Origin of the sequence: Mesorhizobium sp. M7A.F.Ca.US.005.03.1.1, from assembly GCF_003997975.1 — a bacterium.
GTDB lineage: Bacteria > Pseudomonadota > Alphaproteobacteria > Rhizobiales > Rhizobiaceae > Mesorhizobium > Mesorhizobium ciceri.
This window is the reverse complement of sequence record NZ_RZRO01000076.1, coordinates 1-17,986: the sequence shown is the minus strand read 5'-3', so window position 1 is coordinate 17,986 and position 17,986 is coordinate 1. Positions and strand designations below refer to the sequence as shown.

At 63.7% G+C, this 17,986-nt stretch carries 16 protein-coding genes; 13 read left to right on the top strand and 3 right to left on the bottom strand.

The genetic code is table 11. From position 1 onward, the window contains the following. The first annotated feature begins 1 nt into the window (after position 1). Positions 2 to 1,348, top strand: coding sequence for a VpsF family polysaccharide biosynthesis protein (locus EN990_RS25535; RefSeq protein ID WP_127369054.1), 1,347 nt, complete (start codon positions 2 to 4; stop codon positions 1,346 to 1,348). On the opposite strand, the gene EN990_RS25530 is transcribed toward EN990_RS25535, so the two are convergent. Both EN990_RS25530 and EN990_RS25525 read right to left on the bottom strand, forming a co-directional pair. Next, positions 1,311 to 2,573, bottom strand: coding sequence for a cellulase family glycosylhydrolase (locus EN990_RS25530; protein ID WP_127385383.1), 1,263 nt, complete (start codon positions 2,571 to 2,573; stop codon positions 1,311 to 1,313). The genes EN990_RS25535 and EN990_RS25530 overlap by 38 nt on opposite strands. Beyond that, positions 2,570 to 3,739: a DUF1972 domain-containing protein gene (locus EN990_RS25525; RefSeq protein ID WP_164753832.1), complete on the bottom strand. Its 1,170-nt coding sequence runs from the start codon at positions 3,737 to 3,739 to the stop codon at positions 2,570 to 2,572. The genes EN990_RS25530 and EN990_RS25525 overlap by 4 nt, the downstream gene beginning before the upstream one ends. A gap of 336 nt (positions 3,740 to 4,075) precedes the next feature. Here EN990_RS25525 and EN990_RS25520 point away from each other — a divergent pair, with 336 nt between their 5' ends. The 11 genes from EN990_RS25520 to EN990_RS25465 all read left to right on the top strand — a co-directional run bounded on the left by EN990_RS25520 (position 4,076) and on the right by EN990_RS25465 (position 17,226). Then, a complete protein-coding gene (locus EN990_RS25520) occupies positions 4,076 to 5,245 on the top strand; it encodes a glycosyltransferase (RefSeq protein WP_127385384.1) in 1,170 nt (389 codons plus the stop codon). After that, entirely contained in the window at positions 5,242 to 6,549 is a 1,308-nt protein-coding gene (locus EN990_RS25515) for a hypothetical protein (protein WP_024501738.1), read from the top strand. Before EN990_RS25520 ends, EN990_RS25515 begins: the two co-directional genes overlap by 4 nt. Before the next feature lie 8 nt (positions 6,550 to 6,557). Next, on the top strand, positions 6,558 to 7,787 hold the full coding sequence (locus EN990_RS25510; RefSeq protein WP_127369232.1) for a GNAT family N-acetyltransferase: 1,230 nt from the start codon (positions 6,558 to 6,560) through the stop codon (positions 7,785 to 7,787). Between the two features lie 12 nt (positions 7,788 to 7,799). Next, positions 7,800 to 9,023, top strand: a complete 1,224-nt coding sequence (locus tag EN990_RS25505; RefSeq protein WP_127385385.1) for a GNAT family N-acetyltransferase — start codon at positions 7,800 to 7,802, stop codon at positions 9,021 to 9,023. 100 nt (positions 9,024 to 9,123) lie between these two features. Continuing rightward, positions 9,124 to 10,305, top strand: coding sequence for a glycosyltransferase family 9 protein (locus EN990_RS25500; RefSeq protein ID WP_348629897.1), 1,182 nt, complete (start codon positions 9,124 to 9,126; stop codon positions 10,303 to 10,305). 224 nt (positions 10,306 to 10,529) lie between these two features. Beyond that, complete coding sequence (locus tag EN990_RS25495) at positions 10,530 to 10,754, top strand: hypothetical protein (protein WP_027160830.1); 225 nt, start codon at positions 10,530 to 10,532, stop codon at positions 10,752 to 10,754. A 45-nt stretch (positions 10,755 to 10,799) separates the two neighbouring features. Then, positions 10,800 to 13,289: a DNA ligase D gene (ligD, locus tag EN990_RS25490; RefSeq protein WP_127388419.1), complete on the top strand. Its 2,490-nt coding sequence runs from the start codon at positions 10,800 to 10,802 to the stop codon at positions 13,287 to 13,289. Positions 13,290 to 13,577: 288 nt separating this feature from the next. Beyond that, positions 13,578 to 14,483 carry a Ku protein gene (locus tag EN990_RS25485; RefSeq protein ID WP_013530615.1) on the top strand — a complete coding sequence of 302 codons (906 nt, stop codon included), beginning with the start codon at positions 13,578 to 13,580 and terminating at the stop codon, positions 14,481 to 14,483. Next, the gene (locus EN990_RS25480) at positions 14,480 to 15,595 is read left to right on the top strand and encodes a tetratricopeptide repeat protein (protein ID WP_127368646.1); all 1,116 of its coding nucleotides are present in this window, start codon (positions 14,480 to 14,482) and stop codon (positions 15,593 to 15,595) included. Before EN990_RS25485 ends, EN990_RS25480 begins: the two co-directional genes overlap by 4 nt. A 209-nt stretch (positions 15,596 to 15,804) precedes the next feature. After that, positions 15,805 to 16,449 (top strand): alpha/beta fold hydrolase, encoded by a 645-nt coding sequence (locus EN990_RS25470; RefSeq protein WP_127368645.1) that lies wholly within the window; start codon positions 15,805 to 15,807, stop codon positions 16,447 to 16,449. A 6-nt stretch (positions 16,450 to 16,455) separates the two neighbouring features. After that, positions 16,456 to 17,226 (top strand): exodeoxyribonuclease III, encoded by a 771-nt coding sequence (locus EN990_RS25465; RefSeq protein ID WP_127365689.1) that lies wholly within the window; start codon positions 16,456 to 16,458, stop codon positions 17,224 to 17,226. Positions 17,227 to 17,237: 11 nt separating this feature from the next. Here EN990_RS25465 and EN990_RS25460 read toward each other — a convergent pair whose 3' ends face one another. Then, positions 17,238 to 17,381, bottom strand: coding sequence for a hypothetical protein (locus tag EN990_RS25460; RefSeq protein WP_127224232.1), 144 nt, complete (start codon positions 17,379 to 17,381; stop codon positions 17,238 to 17,240). A 38-nt stretch (positions 17,382 to 17,419) separates the two neighbouring features. Here EN990_RS25460 and EN990_RS25455 point away from each other — a divergent pair. Continuing rightward, a partial coding sequence (locus tag EN990_RS25455) for an SdrD B-like domain-containing protein (protein WP_281056320.1) occupies positions 17,420 to 17,986 on the top strand: 567 nt, incomplete at its 3' end.

The following is a 17,986-nucleotide window of genomic DNA, read 5'->3' as shown; positions in this document are numbered from 1 at the left end:
TATGGCGGCCAGTTGGAGCGCAAGCGCTTCGAACCTTGGTGCTGCCGCACCCCGCGCCGGCACGCCCATCTCCGGCACCTCGGTCGATGCACTGACGCGCTTCGGACTGATCGCGGCGGTAGCGGTGCTGTTCAGCATCTCGGGGGGCATGCTGTGGCTGGTCGGCTACAATTATGATGGCCTGTTCGGCAACCCGGCGACCAAGATCCACCCGTCCACCTATCTCATCGTCCTGCTGCTTGCCTGGCGCTCCTGCGCATCAGGCAATCCGGTCGGCCATATCGTCCATCTCGCCGACAGGCGGCCGGCCAGCGCGCTGATGGCCGCCATATCGATCGTGCTTCTGGTCGTCGTCATCGCCAGGCAGCGGCCCGGTATGGCCGGCATGATCGATACGTTCGTGGCTGCGGCACTTCTCGTGCTGATGCTCAGCGAGGACGACGAACGGACCTTCGCCGGGCTGCAGACCGTCGTCCACGTGGTCATGACGGCGAATGCCTTGCTTGCCCTTTTCGAGTTCGCCACCAAAACGCTTATCTTCCCCTATCGCCTCGACGGCGTGGCGTTTACCACCGATCTGCGCTCGAGCGCGCTGCAGGGGCATCCGCTTGCCAATGCCATGGTGACGTCGATCTATGTGCTTGCGCTGCTCTCCGGTGCCAGATCCCTGTCGATGCCTGTGCGGATAGGGTTGATCGGCTTGCAATGCGCGGCACTCGTCGCCTTCGGCGGCCGCACGGCGATGGTGACGACGGTGGTGCTCGGCGGCTGCTACCTGCTTTTTCAGGGCATCACCAAATTGCGCCAGGGCCGCGTCAATCTCCTGGGTGCGGCACTCGGCTTCATGCTCGCCGCCCTGCTGCCGGTCGTCATCATTGTGGCGGCATATCTGGGCTTTTTCGACGCGCTGCTGGAGCGCTTCGTGTCGGACAGCGGCAGCGCCAATGCCCGGGTCGAGATGTTCGAGCTCTTCAAGCACCTGGAATTGCGCGATCTGATCGTGGGGCCGGATGTCGACCTGATCGACAGCCTGCGCCGCATCAACGGTCTCGAACAGGGCATCGAGAACCCGATCATCCGCACGGTCCTTTATCAGGGCGCCTTCTTCACGCTTTTGCTGACGTTCGGCTTCGTGCTGTTCCTGTTCGAGGTGGCGCGCCGCTGCCATCCCGGCATCTGGCTGCCGATGCTGGGCTGGGTCATCCTGATCAACACTTCGGAAAGCGTCGCGTCGAAGACGACGCTGCTGACCAAGTTCGTGGTGCTGGCATTGGTGCTCTATCGGCCGGCGCGGGCAGCGTTCAGGCCGGTCAGTCCGCCGGCATGGTCAGGCCAAGCGCCGCGATGATATCGGGGTCCAGCGCCCGGGTGGTGTCGTCCATCATGCCCATGCCATCGAAGAGATCCCACAGTGCCCAGGCGAAGCCGAGTTCCTCGGCGCTCCGCCTCACATCGGCGATGTAGCGCCCGCGATCCGGATTGGGCGCGGCGACATAGCGGGCGTCGGTGCGCAGCGCGCCGAACTCGCCCATGATGATGCGTTCCGGCGCAAGGCTATGGCCATCGGCCCAATCGCGGACCTGGCGAAGATATTTGTCGACAAACCAGCGGTCGGGCTGGGCGTCGAAATAGACTTTCAGCACACGCTCGGTCTCGGCATAGGCTGCTTGCTTGGCGTCTTCAGGGGTTTCGGTGTCCTGCGCCATGCGCGCCCTGACCGATGCCAGCGTCTGTTGCAGCGAGCCGGCGGATGCCGGCCACGGCACATTGTTGAGCGACCGATAGACCGGCTCGCGCATCCAGGGCGCGCCCTGATGGCTGAACAGATAGGGCTCATAGAAATGGAAGGTGAACAGGATCGGCTCGAAGGGCGACAGCGGGCCCGGATCGAGCGCGGTCAGTCCGCTCGCCATCGAGCCGCAGCCTCCGGTGACGACCAACGGCAGGGTCGCTGCCGATGCCCTTGCCGCGGTCAGAAGCGCGAGCTGGATTTGCAACCAGACGTTCGACGCGCAGGCCTGCGCCGGTTCGTTGACCGGCTCGAGCGCCACCCTGCCGGGCTGGAACCGCGCCAGCCTGCCGGCAAGCTCGCCGACCAGCCCGCGATAGAGATCGAAAGCGGGTGCGGCGGTGCTGGAGACCATGCGGTCGGGGTTCCAGTAATGGGTGGCAGCGTTGGCCTGGATGTTGACGATGATGCCAAGATCGGCGTCGAGGGTGGCGGTGACGGCGGCGTCCAGCATGTCCAGCAACTGACTGCGCGTCTTGGCGTCGGCGGCCAGGAAAGGGCCGGGATCGACGGGCAAGCGGATGAAATCGAGCCCGGTCTCGCGCAACCGACGCAGGTCGTCTGGGGTCGGCACCGGCCGTTGCGACTGGAAGGGCGGCCAGCCGTAGTCGGTGCGGGGTGCGGGAAATTCACGCGTCAGCGAGAACCAGGGCCAGGCGTTGACGCCGCGCCGAAACCGCGTCTCGGCGGCGGCGCGAGCGATTGGTGCGACCGGGAGCGAGCCGAGAGCCGCTGCAGTGGACAGCGCGGTCCGCAGCACCCGCCGGCGCGACCAGCCTATCATACGGTTCCTGGCGATGCGTGATCCATCGCAGTGGTCTTGGCGGCGGTCATGCCGAGCAGATGATAGGCCTCGTTTTCATAGGCGAGCAGGACATCGTCCCAGCGAAAGGCTTCGCGGGCCCGCGCCCTCGCGGCAACGCCGCAGGCCTTGACCAGGGCATCATCGTCCAGCGCCTGCTGCATCCGCTCGGCGCAACTGTTCTTGTCGGTGAAGTAGATCGCCGCAGCCCCTGCGGTCCACCTGTTGTAGGGATTGTCATGCGCGATCACCATGTTGCCGGCCGCCAGCGCCTCGACCAGCGACGGGTTGGTCCCGCCCACCGTGTGGCCGTGCAGATAGGCGCGGGCGTGGAAGCGCAGGGCCTTCACCGTTGCCTGGTCGTAAATGGCGCCCGGCAGCACCACCGAACCGTTCGCCGCCTTGCGGATGGCGGCATGGTAGGGGATGTCGTCGGACAGCGTTCCCAGCACCACCAGCTTCATGTCGCGCTTGGTGGAGCAAAAGGCTTCGACAATCGGCAGGATGTTGTTGTCGGGTTCGATGCGCGCGATCGAGATGAGATAACGCCCGGGCTCGAGGCCGAGCGCCCGGACCGGCGCCTCGGGCGCTGATGCCACCGGATCGGCGCCATAGGCGATGGTGGCGATGGCGCTGCGCGACCGGCGCGTCGCCAGGTGATCGGCGATGGCGGGATGATCGGCGACCAGCCGGTGCGAGGCCCAAGCGCCGATCCATTCGTTGAGCCAGAACCAGGTTCGCGCCGCCATCCCCCATTTGGGGCGACGCCACTCGATGCCGTCCATGTTGGTGAAGATCTTGCGCCGCTTCAGCCTGAGCCAGGTCAGGAAGACCGCGCCATTATAGCCGAGCACCAGGCAAACGCCCTGTCGTCTGGCAGCATCGCGGGCGCATTGCCAGTCGAATTCCAGGGTCGCGCGCGGTCCCTTGGAGGCGACCTGGATGTGAATGAGCTCGATGCCGCGCCAGGTTTCGCTGCGCACCCGCTGGTCGATCCGCTCGACCTCATCCTGGCAATAGACGCCGACCTTCCAGCCGCGCCCGACAAGAAACAGCGCCAGTTTTTCGGCAAAGGTTTCAAAGCCGCCATGGGCCGCGGGTATGCCGCGGGTCCCCAGGATTAGAATGGCGGGCTTTTCTGGTTTCATGGCCGGCGGCACTTTCACACATCTCATATATTAGATATTGCTTAATTTATAATGAGCAGACCGCAACTTTCGTGCCATCTTCCGATTTCGGTATCCTGGGAGGGGATCATGGCGCGGGGTTGTAAAAAAACGGTGTTGAACCCGGTGGTTGTTTCATTCTCGGTCAACCCTTCTGTGCGTAGCTGTATCGAAACGAAGCAATGCCAGGGGCGTACGGCCGGCAGTCGGACATATCGAACCGATAGGCGGACATATCGAACCAGGCATGATTCTTGCGGACGGGGTTCTGCCACAATCGCCCAGCGCGATGGTTGTAGCATCCGGCGGGAAACAAAGATGCGGATTGCCTGCGTTCATCAGGGTTATGAACTCTATGGTTCTGACCGCAGCTTCGCGGAGAGCGTGGCTGCGCTGCGCGCCGCGTTTCCGTCGGCCGACATCGAGGTGGTCTTGCCGCGCAGCGGGCCGATCGTCCAGATCCTGGAAGCGCATGCCAGCCGGATCGTCTTCGAACCGCTCTGGGTGTTGAGGCGCCAGGCCATTGCGCGCCTTGCGACAGTCGAGATGGCGCGATTGCCGGTTGCCGTGTTCAGGGCGTGGCGGCGCCTCAAGGCCTGCGACCTCGTCTATGTCAACACCTCGATCGTTGCCGACTATGCGCTGGCCGCGCGCTTGCTGCCTTACAAGGCCGTCCTGCACATCCACGAAATCCCCGAAGGCGCCATGCGCAGGGTACTTGTCGGCCTGATGCGCTGGAGCCATGCGGATCTGATCTTCAACTCGCGCGCGACACGCACCGCGTTTGGCGATCCCAAGGCGGCGCGCGCATATGTCGTCTACAACGGCGTTGCCGGGCCGGCGGCGGTCGAACCAATGACGTATGACGGCAAGCGCCCATTGCGGGTGCTGCTGCTCGGCCGCATCAACCGGATCAAGGGGCAGGAGGTCCTGCTGGAGGCGATCGCCTCGATGCCGGCAGAACTCCAGGCGAGGGTCGAGGTGCGGCTGGTCGGCGGCGCCTTCGAAAGCACCGAGCGCGAGCGTGCGCTTGCCGAACTGGTCGAAACCATGGGGCTTGCCGGGCGCGTCGGAGTCCTGCCTTTCATTCCCGATCCCTCGGAGCATTATCGCTGGGCCGACATCGTCACCGTGCCGTCGCGGCGTCCGGAATCGCTGGGCCGCGTCGCCATCGAGGCGATGGCTTATGGCCGGCCGCCGCTTGTGTCGGCGATCGGCGGGCTGGTGGAAGTGGTCAGCGACGGGCAGACCGGCTGGCATGTTCCGCCCGGCGACGCAGTAGCTCTTGGCGCGAAATTGCAGGAGATCATCCTCGCCCCTGAGGCCTGGCGCGGGTTTGTCGCTGCCGGGCGCGCGCGCTATGAGGCGATCTTCAGCGAGCCGGTCGCGGCCGCGGCGATCACCGCGATCGCCGCCGAAAAGCTGAAGACGACCATCGCGCGGCCGGGCAGGGCGCCCGCTGCCCGCGCAGCGGAGACACGGCCGTGAAGTTAGCGTTTCCGAGCCATCTGGTTCGACGCCTCGTGCTGATGATCGGCGGCGAGGCGATGCAGAGCGGCTTTCATTTCGCCCTCAACATCATGCTGTTGCACATGCTGTCGGCGCAGGGCTACGGCCTCTTCGCCATCGGCATGGTGATGGGCGGGGTCGGCCTGTCCTATATCAGGTCGCTCACCGCTGTTCCCGCCAGCATCTGGATGAGCAAGAGCACCAACAGCGCCGGCGTCGATACCTATGACGTGGCGTTCGGAACGGCGGCGCTGATCGTGGCGTTGCTGATGGCCGTCGGCACGGCTGTTCTGATGCATGTCCTTGGAGATCCAAGCGGAATTGCCGCCGGCTGCTTCGTCGGTGCCTGGTCGTTGCGCAGCCATATGCGCACGGCTTTCTTCGCACGGCGCCAGCAGGTTGTCGTCTCCATCAGCGATGGCGCTTTTACAGTCGCCGGCTGTGTCCTGACCGGGCTGTCGATCTGGTTGGTCCAAGACCCGCTGCAGACCGTATTCTATGCACTTGCAGCCGCAAATGTGTTCGGCATTTTCGTCCTGGTCCGCCTGGCTCGGCGCTCGCTTCGCATCAGCTTCCGCATGCCGACGCGCCGACGCTATGTCAGGCTCTGGCCCCAACTGCGCTGGTCGGCATTCAGCGCGACCACCACCAACATCCAGGGTCAATGTCTGGCGCTGCTGGTCGCCGGCATTGCCGGGCCAGCCGCCTACGCACCGCTGGCGGCGGTTCTGGTGCTGTTTGCTCCGCTGCGCATCATCAGCCTTGCATTCGTCAACATGACGCAGCCGGATCTCGCCAGGCTGATGCGGAACAATGAAACAGGCCGTGTCTGGACGCAGGCCAAGATCTGGGCGCTCGTCATGGGGCTCGGCGGCCTTGCTTATGGATGTGCGATCATGTTCGTCCTGCCGATGATAAAATCCCAGGCTCTCCAGGACGCTTCGACCTGGTTCATCGGGCTTTTCGTGATCGCGAATTTTGTCCCGATCATGCTCTATATCATGCCCCGCATCGTGCTTGAGATACTCGGCGATTTTCGGATCGTCGCGTTCATCACCACGGGCGGCGCGGTCGTCGGGCTGGCGCTGATCGCGGCCCTGCTGGCAATCGCGTCTCCGCCGTGGGCGTTGTTGGGTTCCGCCGTCTCGGAGATGTTCGTGCTCGTGGCATCGTGGTATTTCGCGCATCACCGCATGTGGAATATCGAGCATCCCGATGAGGCGCGCGACAGCCGGTTGGGCGCGTGGCGGCGGACGCTGCCGTTCGCTACGGCAAAGCGATAGGAAAAAACATGGCAGTCCAGGCGGTGCAAATTGCTGCGGTGACCGGCTCGCCCGATGGCCAGTCCTCCCATCCGGCCACCGTCGTCGCCATCGATGCCTACACGGCGCGGCTCCACACCAGCTTGGAAGCGGTGAGGCCGCTCTGGCTGCGCCTCCAGGCGGACGGTGTGTGCACCGCCCACCAGAATTATGCCTGGGCCGAGGGGATCGTCGCGCGGCTAATGCCGGAAGGTGCGGAACTGCTCATCGTGGAGGTAAACGATGCCGTGACGGGCGCGCCGCGAATGCTGGTGCCGCTGATACGGCGGCCGGCCTTCCGCCATCGGGTGATCGAATGGCTGAGCTGTGGCGTTTGCGACTATTCGGCACCGCTGCTGGCCGATGCCAGCCCGTGGACGATGCAATCGGCGCAGGCCGCGTGGGCTGCGGTGCGTTCCGTGCTGCCGCCGGCGGACCGCATCCAGATCACGGGAATTCCGCAATCGATCAGCGGCATCGCCAACCCTCTGGCCTTGCTCGCAGCCACGCGCGATTCCCTGCATACCAGCTTCGGCCTCGCCATCGACGGCGACCCGGAAACCGTGCTCAAGCGCCTATGCCGGCCATCCTTCGTCAAGGCCTTCAACAAGGACTGGCGCCGCCTCGAACGGCTTGGCGACGTGGAACTGGTCGAAGCCAACACGCCGGCCCTGGTGGAGGTCATCTTCGGCGGCCTGGTCCGGATGCGGCTCAGCCGCTTTCGCGAACTGGGCCGCTTCGACCTGCTGACACAGGCGACGGCTGTCGATTTCTATCGAAACGCCGCTCTCGAGGGCCTGTCGGATGGATCGGTGCGGCTCTTCGGGTTGCGTGTTGGTGAAGCTCTGATCGCGGTACAATACCTGCTGATCCATCAAGTCACCGTTCATGCTCTGCTGATCTCAATCGATCAGGGCGCGGTGCCCAATGTCTCGCCGGGACTTCTGATCATGGGCAAGTTGATGAGTTGGGCGCGCGGCCGCGGTTTCGATTATTTCGACCTGTCGGTCGGCAACCAGAGTTATAAGGAACATATGGGTGCCGTGGGTTCGGGCCTGCGCGAGCTTTGCCACGGGATTACGGTGCGAGGCAGCGCCGTGAGCGCAGCCATCGAGGTCCGCAACCGGACCGAGGTGTTCGTGCGCTCCAAACCTCGGCTGCTGAAGAGGCTCCAGGGACTGATGCGGGACTTGCGGCGCCTGCGTGGGGGATCGGAATGACGGGAGAAGCATGTGGCAAGCTACGCGGCGCGAACGACTCCGATAAGGGATTTGCCCGGTGGGCGGTTTTCCCCGACTGTCGCCAACGCTGATGCAACCGCGCACTTCACGGCTCGGCTGCACACCAGTTTCGATACCGTAAGGCTGCTATGGCTGCTGCTTGAGGCGCACGGCGTCTGCACTGCCCATCAGCACTATGCCTGGGTCGAAGGAATCGCCGCACGGCTGATGCCCAAGGACGCGGACCTGGTCGTCATCGAGGTGAGTGACGCCGTGACCGGCGCGCCGGCCATGCTGCTGCCGCTGATGCGGCGCCGGGCCCTCGGCCACCACGTCATCGAATGGCTGAGCTGCCGCGTGTGCGACTACTCGGTGCCGCTGCTGGCGGATGGGAGAGCGTGGACCAGGCAGAGTGCCGACGCCATGTGGGCGGCGGTCCGTGCCGTTCTGCCACCGGCGGATCGCATCCATATCGCCGGGATCCCGCAGCAGATCCACGGCCTGGTCAATCCGCTGGCACTGCTTTCGGTGGCGCGCGACTCCATCCAGGTCACCTCCGGCCTCGTCCTGCATGGCGACCCGGAGACGCTCATCAAGCGGATCTGCAAGCCGTCCTTTGCCAAGGCCTTCCGCAAGCATTGCCGCGGCTTCGAACAGCTTGGGGGCCTCGCTCTGGTCGAGGCCGACACGCCGGATCTGACCGAGGAGCTCCTGGATGTGCTGCTGGAACTGCGGCTGAAGCGTTTTCGTGAGCTTGGGCGTTTCGATCTCCTGACGCAGGTCCCGGTCGTCGATTTCTACCGCGCCGCGGCGCTGCAAGGCCTGTCGAATGGATCGGTGCGGCTCTTCGGTCTACGCGTCGGTGAAGCCTGGCTCGCCTCCATCTATGTGCTGGTCAGAAAAGGCACACTTCACGCCCTCCTGCTGGGCATCGACCAGAATGCGGTCGCCAATGTCTCACCCGGCCTGACGACGATGGGCAAGCTGATGATGTGGGGATGCGAGCGGGGCTTCGACTATTTCGACCTGTCGGTCGGCGGCCAGGGCTACAAGCAACATATTGGTGCCGCGAGTTCGGTTCTGGCCGAGATCTGCGAACCGGTGACGGTGCGGGGCAGGGCTGCGAACGCAGCCATTCTGCTGCGCAGCCGGGTCGAAGGCATGACGCGGTCGCGCCCACGGCTGCTCAAAGCCGTTCAGGGCCTGACGCGCCGCTTGCGGCGATTGAAGGACTGAGGACGAGCGTTTGCCGGTCCTGCCGACGACCGATGCAAAGAGGCACCAAGGCCGGCAAGGTTGTTGACAGGGTTGGTTGGCTCTATATTTGAAAGCGCGCTTGACGTTCAGAAATGAGTGTCGTCGGCAGATTTTCTCAAATTGGCGTTTTCGGCAGATCATCTCGATGAATGCAAGTTTAGGAGATGGGATTCGTTCCATCCTCATTATTCAAACGAAGTACATTGGAGATGTCGTTCTGACATCTGCTTTGGTTCGCAATCTGCGTCTTTCTTATCCACAAGCATCGGTAACCATGCTTTGTGCGCCGGGACTCAAGCAGTTCATCGTCGCGCAAGGGATCGCCGATGTTGCCGTTGGCTTTGAATCCCGCGGCAGAGGAAGGACTCTGCTCAAGCGTTTGAGCGACTATCGTGGCGTCATCTCTGATCTGCGGCGTCGAAAATTCGATCTTAGCATCGACCTTGCCGATTCAAAAACCTCGCGGATAATGCATCGTTTGATCGGCGCTCCACTTCGCGTCGGCTTCGATCCTTCCGAGCATCCGATGAAGTTCTGGGAAATCCAGCTTGCAAACGTTCTCGCCGCGACTTTCGGACAGGGTGGCCCCCATTATCTCTACAGGAACCTGTCTCCACTCCACGCGCTTGGGTTGGATTGTCAGGACCCAACGCCTCGGCTGCAGCCGAACGGGACCGCCCAGGAAGAGTGTGCCAGGATTCTTGCGGAAAACGCTTTGGCAAAGAAGTCATATGTGGCCGTGCATGCCGGCGCTAGGTTCGAAGGGCGTTGTTGGCCGCCGCAACATTTTGCTGCGGTCATCGACGAGGTATACGCCAAAACCGGGTTGCGATCTCTGCTCGTTGGTGGGCCGGACGAGGGGCTTGCCGCGCAAAGGATCCTTGAAGTGGCAGCGTCGCCGGTCGCCAGTGTCGTCGGAAAGGCCTCGCTTGAAGTCCTGACGGCATTGTTGGCCGAAGCATCAATCTTTCTAGGCAATGAGAGCGGCCCGATGCACATCGCGGCATCTGTCGGAACTCCAGCGGTGGGGTTGTACGGCCTGACGTCGCCCGAGCAATGGGGCCCGTTCGGTGTCCCGAACCGGACGCTCCAGCCGGTCATGCCCTGTCCATGCATCGCTCCAGGTGTTTGTAAAGAAAACAACCCCGGTGGGGTCTATTGTGTGCAGCGGCTTCAGGTTGCCGAGGTCGCGGCAGCGACACTCGATCTCATCGGGGAAGTCCGAAAATCCACTCATTCGGGTATGCCGGCCGCTTCGTAGGCTGGCGGCAACAGGCACGATCACGCGCGGCTTCGTCTTCGCGCGCTTCACATCGTGATTCAGGCCGAGACCCGAGCATCTTCAAAAGACTGCAAAATTTAACCGGACTGCAACCTGCACTGCCACGAAAATTGACAGGACACCTCGTCTCCGGCATCCTTGGAGCCAGTCGCAAGGCCGCCGACAGCGGCCGTGTTGCGTGTCAGGCGACCGAGGGCAGTGTCATGTTCAGTCCCGTCACAGGTCAGAATTCCAAACGCGCCGCGGTGCGCAAAGCGCTCGATCGTCACAAGGTCTACATCACCGAGCAGCGTTTTTCGGAGGGCACCTACCAAGCCCGGGTTCTGGTCGATGGCGAGGCCTATTGGGTCGACGAATTCCGGCTGAGCCAGTTGCAGCAAGGGCTGTCGCCGGCGGAGCTCGAGTTGACGCCGGCCGCTGACGATTGAGAGCGTGACTGGCTTGTTCCTGGCCGCCGTGCTTCGATCTTTGCGATGACAACTCCACCAAAGCTCAAAGCCTATCGCGCCAAACGCGAATTCGCCAAGACGCCGGAGCCGGTTGGCGGGCTCGTCAGCAGCGACGGTAACCGCTTCGTCGTGCACAAGCACCACGCCACCGCAGACCATTATGATCTGCGACTGCAGGTCGGCGATGTCTTGAAGAGCTGGGCGGTGCCGCGCGGGCCTTCGCTCAATCCGGCCGACAAAAGGCTGGCGGTCGAGACCGAGGATCATCCGCTCGAATATATCGACTTCGAGGGTGTCATTCCCGAAGGCGAGTATGGCGGCGGGCCGATGATCGTCTGGGACACCGGCAGCTGGGCGCCGATGGACGATGTCGAAAAGAGCTTGCGCACCGGCGCCTTCAAGTTCCGGCTGGCCGGCGACAAGCTCAATGGCGGCTGGATGCTGACACGGCTGAAACCGAAACCCGGCGAGGACGAAAACAAGAAGAACTGGCTGCTGTTCAAGGAGCGCGACCTCGCCGCCGACACCGCGCTTGACATCCTCACGGCCCGGCCGGAGAGCGTCAAATCCGGATTGCGCATCGAGGAGCTGGCGGCGCCGGCAAAGCCCGCCGCCAAACCCGCGCCCAGACAGGGATCGCTGAAGCCCGGCACGCTGCCGGGCGCCTTCAAGGCCCCCATGCTTGCCCGTATCGAGCCGCAGCTGGCGACGCAGGTGCCAAAACCACCCGATGGCGAAGACACCAAACAAGTCTGGCTGCACGAGATCAAATTCGACGGCTACCGCACCATGGCGCATCTCACTGACGGCGTGGTCAAGCTGATCACCCGTGGCGGCATCGACTGGACGAAGCGTTATGGCGACCTGCCGCATGCGTTCGCCAAACTGCCGTGCCGCGACGCCATCATCGATGGCGAGATCGTGGTGCTCGACGCCCGGGGCATCAGCCGTTTCGCGCTGCTGCAGGATGCGCTGGCCGAGGGCGCCGGCAGCAAGCTCCATTTCTACGCCTTCGATCTTCTCCATCTCGACGGCTGGGACCTGACCAAGGCGCCGCTGGTCCGGCGCAAGGCGCTGCTCGCGCAGATGCTGTCGGGCCTCGGCGCCAATTCCGCCATCCAGTTCTCCGACCATGTCGAGGGCTCGGGGCAGGGGCTCTACGACCAGGCGTCGGAACTGGGGCTGGAGGGTGTCGTCTCCAAGCGCGCCACGGCCATCTATCAGAGCGGCCGAAGCAAAAGCTGGACCAAGACCAAGGCGCTGCTGTCGGACGACTTCGTCATCGCCGGCTTCACCATCTCCGATGCGGCCGAAGGGCTGGCGGCGCTCGGAATGGCAGAGTTCGAGGGCGGTGAATTGCATTATCGCGGCAAGGTCGGCACCGGTTTCGATGCCGCCACAGCCGGTGAATTGCTCGCCAGGCTGGAGCCGCTGCGGGAAGGCGCCACCGCGCCCGAGGGCGTTCCGCGCGAGATCATGCGCGAGATGAACTGGGTGCGGCCGCTGCTGTCGGCGCGCATCCACTACGCCAACCGCACAGCGGACAACGCACTGCGCCACGGCGTCTTCCGCGGTTTGAGGGATGTCGGCCTGTCGACGCCGGTATCCTCGACACGCAAGCGGCTGATCGCCGAGGCTGACCTTGCCACCATCTGGGTGACCAACCCGACGCGCCGGCTGTTCGGCAAGACCGGCCCGACCAAGCTCGACATCGCCGTCTATTACGCGCTGGTCGGCGATTTCATGCTGCCGCACATTCTCGGCCGGCCGGTGTCGCTGGTGCGCTGCCCGACCGGCCTGCCGAAGGATTGCTTCTTCCAGCGCCACGCCTTCACCGGCATGCCGCCCTCGGTGGTGACATTCGAGGCGACAAATTCCGAGGGCGAAACCAAATCCTATCTCTCGGTCGAAGGCGCGAAAGGGTATCTGGCGCTGGCGCAGTTCGGCGTCGTCGAGTTCCACACCTGGGGCACCCACCGCGCCAGCCTCGACAGACCCGACCAGATCGTCCTCGACCTCGATCCGGGAGAGGGGATCGCCTGGCGCGAGGTGGTCGAGGCCGCCGTGCACATCAAGGACGAATTGGGGCGCCTGGGGCTGGTGCCGTTCGCCAAGACCTCCGGCGGCAGCGGCATCCACATCACGGTACCTGTGACAGGCAAGCAGAACTGGAAGAAACTGCACCAGGCAACCAGCGCGATCGCCACGCATCTGGCGACAACGGCGCCTGATACTTTCACCACCACCATGGGCAAGGACAACCGCAAGAAGCGCATCTTCATCGACTACCACCGCAATGCGCGCGGCCACACCTCCGCAGCACCTTACTCCTTGCGCGCCCGCACCAATCTGCCGGCCTCGACGCCGGTCAGCTGGAGCGACCTCGAATCCATCGATGCGCCGCAGGATTTGAATTATTCGTCGCTGCCAGGCCTGCTGGCGACGTCGGGCGATCCGTGGGCCGAGATCGACGAGTTCGCGCGGGATTTGCCGACCCTGCGCTCGTCATCCTAGGTTATGCGCCGCGTCGCTTCGCTCCTTGCTTAGCCCGAAGACGACGAAGAGTATGATCGACGCTTCGTACAATTTGAATTATCCTTCGCCTGCGACCCTTAGGCGTCCTAAAAGATTTCGTCAGGGATTTGCCTGTATCGTGTGGGGTCGGTGTAGGATTTGCGCGGCGCCAATCGTCCTTCGGACGAAAGCGCTGCAGAGAGTATGATCCCGAAAAGTGGGAACCGGTTTTCGGAGAAGATCATGCTCAAGCTAAAATGTCAGTGCATGACCGCGTAGGAGTGTTTCATGGCGCCCAGGGCAAGTTGGAAAGGTTACCTCAAACTCAGCCTCGTGAGCTGTCCGGTGCGGTTGTATCCCGCCACCAGCGCCAGCGAGCGCATCTCGTTCAACCAGTTGCACAAGAAGACCCATAACCGCATCAACATGAAGCCGGTCGACCCCGAACTAGGGCTCGTCGAGCGTGCTGATCTGGTCAAGGGTTACGAATACGAGGACAAGCAGTACATCATCATCGATGATGCAGACCTCGACGCGGTGCGCATCGAATCCAACCATACGATGAACATCGAGGCTTTCGTCGACGAGGACGAGGTCGACGTCATCTACCAGGACGCGCCCTACTACATGGCGCCCGACGGCGCGATGGCGGAGGAAACCTTCGCCGTGTTGCGCGAAGCGATGCGCAAATCCGGCAAGCTCGCCATCGCCCGCCTTGTGCTGTCGAGCCGCGAGCGCGTGGTGACGATCGGCGCGCGCGAGAACGGCATGTTCGTGTGCACCTTGAGGAACCCGAACGAAGTGCGCGGGACGGCTGAATATTTTGGCAATATTCCAGCTGGCAAGCCCGACCCCGAAATGCTGCAGCTCGCCGAAGCGCTGATCAAGCAGAAGGAAACCACCTTCGATCCGAAGAATTATGAGGACCGCTACGAGGCGGCACTCATGATGATGATCCGCGAGAAGCTGAAAGGCCACAAGCCGATCATTGCGGCGGCACCGGAGCGCGGCAATGTCATCAACCTGATGGATGCGCTGAAGGCGAGCCTGTCGCAATCGAAGCCGCCGGCCAAGTCGAAGAGCAAGGCCGACGAGGTTGCCAAGCCAGCTGCAAAGAAAGCGGCAGCGGGTGGTGCTGCTGAAAATCCGCTGAAGGCCAATCTGCTGAAGGCGGTCGGCAAGAGCAAGAAATGACGGCACCGACCGGCGCTGTTTTCGGCACCATCGGCGCGCTGGCGGCGTTTCCGCTCAGACTGGCCGCGCGTGAAGTCGAACGCCAGCACGGCCAGCTGCGGCGCGGCGTCACCAGGCGCACCACGCATGTCGTGTGCGGCCGCACGCTGCTCGCTAAGGCCGGGCTCTCCAGGAACGGCGATGCCGAGATCGAGCGCCGTGTCGCCGCCGAGCGCGGGGCCGGGCGGACGCTGATCAGCGAGAACGGATTCCTGCGCCTTCTCGGACTGATGAAGACACCGGAAGCGTCTTCGCTGTCGCGGCAATCGCTGATCGATCAGTCGCGGCTATCCGGCGCCGAGCTCGATTTGTTGTCACTGTTCGATGCGTTCGAGCATGACGCAGAACCCTATTCCTTCCGCGACCTGATCCTGGCGCGCAAATATGCCGGGCTCGTCGCCGGCGGCGCGACATGGGGGGCGATCGCGCGCTCCGTCCACCGCTCCGGCCCGGTGGCGTCGCTGACCGCCAAGTCGCTCAATGTCGGCTCGCAGCATGGGCGCGCCGATGCGATCTATCTCGAAGGCGGCCAGAGCGAACTCGACGGACAGCTTCTGTTCGATTTGGGCAGCGCCGGTTCGGCAGGCGACGAAACACTGGAAGAGTTGTTTGCCGAGGCCGAAACGGCGGAGGAGGGTGGCGACCATGATGGGGCAGCCGCACTCTACCAGCGCTGTCTCGCCATCGATCCGAGCGATGCGATTGCCGCCTTCAACCGCGCCAACTGCCTGCGCGCCGGCGGCCACGCGGCGGACGCCGCGCACGATTATATCAATGCGATAAAACTCGATCCGGCCTTCGTCGAGGCCTGGTTCAACCTCGCTGGGCTGATGAGCGAGCAGGGCCGCGAGGCCTCGGCGCGAAGGCACCTGCAGAAAGCGATCGCGCTCGACAAAAACTATGCCGATCCGGTGTTCAACCTCGCCCGGCTCGAATTCGACGCCGGCGATCTGCCGGAGGCGCGGCGGCTGTGGGTGCGCTATCTCGAACTCGATGCGGAGTCCGAGTGGTCGCGGGTGGCGGCCAAGGGCGTGCAGTTCGTGGATCTGCAGTTGGCGCGTACGGCGGGGTGAGGGATGCTGGCGCTTGAACACCCCCCTCTGGCCTGCCGGCCATCTCCCCCGCAAGGGGGGAGATCGGCAGCTTGGGCGTCCCGTTCCTGCTTGCAAAGTGGGAGATTGGCGAAAGCGGTTGAGCGCGCAATCTCCCCGCTTGCGGGGGAGATGTCCGGCAGGACAGAGGGGAGTGTGACGGAACTCGACCTCTCCAGCAAGGCCGCCCCATGACCACATTCCTCTTCGATGGCCACGATGCCGCCCCCGTCACCATCCTGCTCGCTCACGGCGCCGGAGCGTCGATGGATTCCCCCTCGATGACCGCCACCGCCAAGGCGCTGGCCGAAGCCGGCTTCCAGGTCGCGCGCTTCGAGTTCCACTATATGGCTGCCCGCCGCTATGGCCACCGCAAGCCGCCGCCGCGGGCCGAGACGGTCAACCCGGAATATATCAAGGCGATAGCCGACCTCAGGGCGAAGGGCGTGACCGGCCCGCTCGTCATCGGCGGCAAGTCGATGGGCGGGCGCGTCGCCTCGATGGTTGCCGACGAGATGTTTGCCAAGGGCGAGATTTCAGGCCTGCTGTGCCTCGGCTATCCCTTCCATCCGCCGGCCAAGCCCGATCAATTGCGGACCAAACACCTCGCCGATCTGAAGACGCCGACGCTGATCTTCCAGGGCACCCGCGACGAGTTCGGCACCAGGGACGAGGTTGCGACTTATGACCTTTCCGATCGCATCGAGGTGATCTGGCTGGAGGACGGCGACCATGATCTGAAACCGCGCAAGAGCATTTCGGGATTTTCGGCCGCCGACCATCTGAAGACGCTGGCCGAGACGGTGAAGGCGTGGTCGGGTCGGATCGTTTCCTGACCTTCGATGAAGATCGCCTCCTTCAACATCAACAACATCAACAGCCGGCTTGAAAACCTGCTGGCATGGCTGGCTGTGGCAAAGCCCGATGTCGTGTGCCTGCAGGAGCTGAAGGCACGCGACATGCAGTTTCCGCGCTCGGCATTGGCGGCGGCCGGCTATGGCGCGGTGTGGAAGGGCGAGCCGACCTGGAACGGCGTTGCCATCCTGGCGCGGAGTGCCGAGCCCGTGTTGACCCGCGATGCCTTGCCCGGCGACGAAGCCGACAGGCAGAGCCGCTACATCGAGGCGGCGGTGAATGGCATTGTCGTCGCTTGCCTCTATGCGCCGAACGGCAATCCCCAGCCCGGCCCGAAATTCGCCTACAAGCTCGCCTGGCACGCGCGGCTGGAGGCGCATGCCGAACAGTTGCTCGACACCGGCCTGCCGGTGGTGCTGGCCGGCGACTACAACATCGTGCCCGAGCCGCGCGATATCTACGCCACCCGCTCCTATGACGACAACGCGCTGGTGCAGCCGGAAAGCCGGGCGTCGTTCCGGCGCCTGCTCGACCAGGGTTGGCTTGATGCCCTGCGCAAGAAGCATCCGAAGGAAACGCTTTACACATTCTGGGACTATCGCCGCAACCGCTGGCCGCGCGATGCGGGCCTCCGGCTCGATCACATCCTGCTGTCGAAGAAACTGGCACGCCGCCTGACCGCCGCCGGCATCGACCGCGACGTGCGCGGCGAGGACGGTGCCAGCGACCATGCGCCGGTGTGGGTGGAATTGAAGTAAGGCGACTGCTTTCATGCGTCGCGCTTGAACGGATCCATGCAACGCGCTTTAAGTCTTTTGTCTTGATGCATGTCGCTGTCCCAAACCCGGGTTCGCTTTTGGCCGACATGCAATAACCTGTCGGCAAAGTATTCCAACGCAGCCGGATCGCCCATGAACGCAATCCTCCACGAGATCTGTGAAAGGAGGCTCCATGCCTGACTTGGGCGCTGTCGAGATACTGTTCGCCGCCCTTGTGGTGCTTGCGGCAGCTGTCGTGTCCTGGCGGCTGTGGCGGAAGCGCAGCCGCCGCAAGGGACGGCGGCAGACCAATCCGGCTGCCGACTATGCCGTCCGCACCGACTGGAGCGGCCGCGGGGGCATGCTCAATTACTCGTCCTTCGTCTATTTCGATGTCGATCGCGACGGCAAATACGGCGCCGGAGACCGGCCGATGGCCGGGATCATGGTGCGGCTGTATGATAAAGCCGGCAAGCTCGCCGCGTCCGCGCGCACCAACAATGCCGGCTTTGCCAATTTCCCCATGTCGGTGAAAGGCAGAAAGGCCGTGATCCGCAAGCCGGGCAACTGGCGCTTTGTGGTTTCGGTGCCGCCCGGCTGGCAGGCGAAAAGCGAAAACGACATTCAGTCCCGACACTTCCTGCCGCTGCCGGGTTCGCCGGCCGGGATGGTATCACAGGAGATGCTGCTGCCGGTCGGTCTGGCGCCGCCGCGCCGCGTCAGCGGGCGCGTTGCCGGCGATGGACCCGCGACCCTCTCC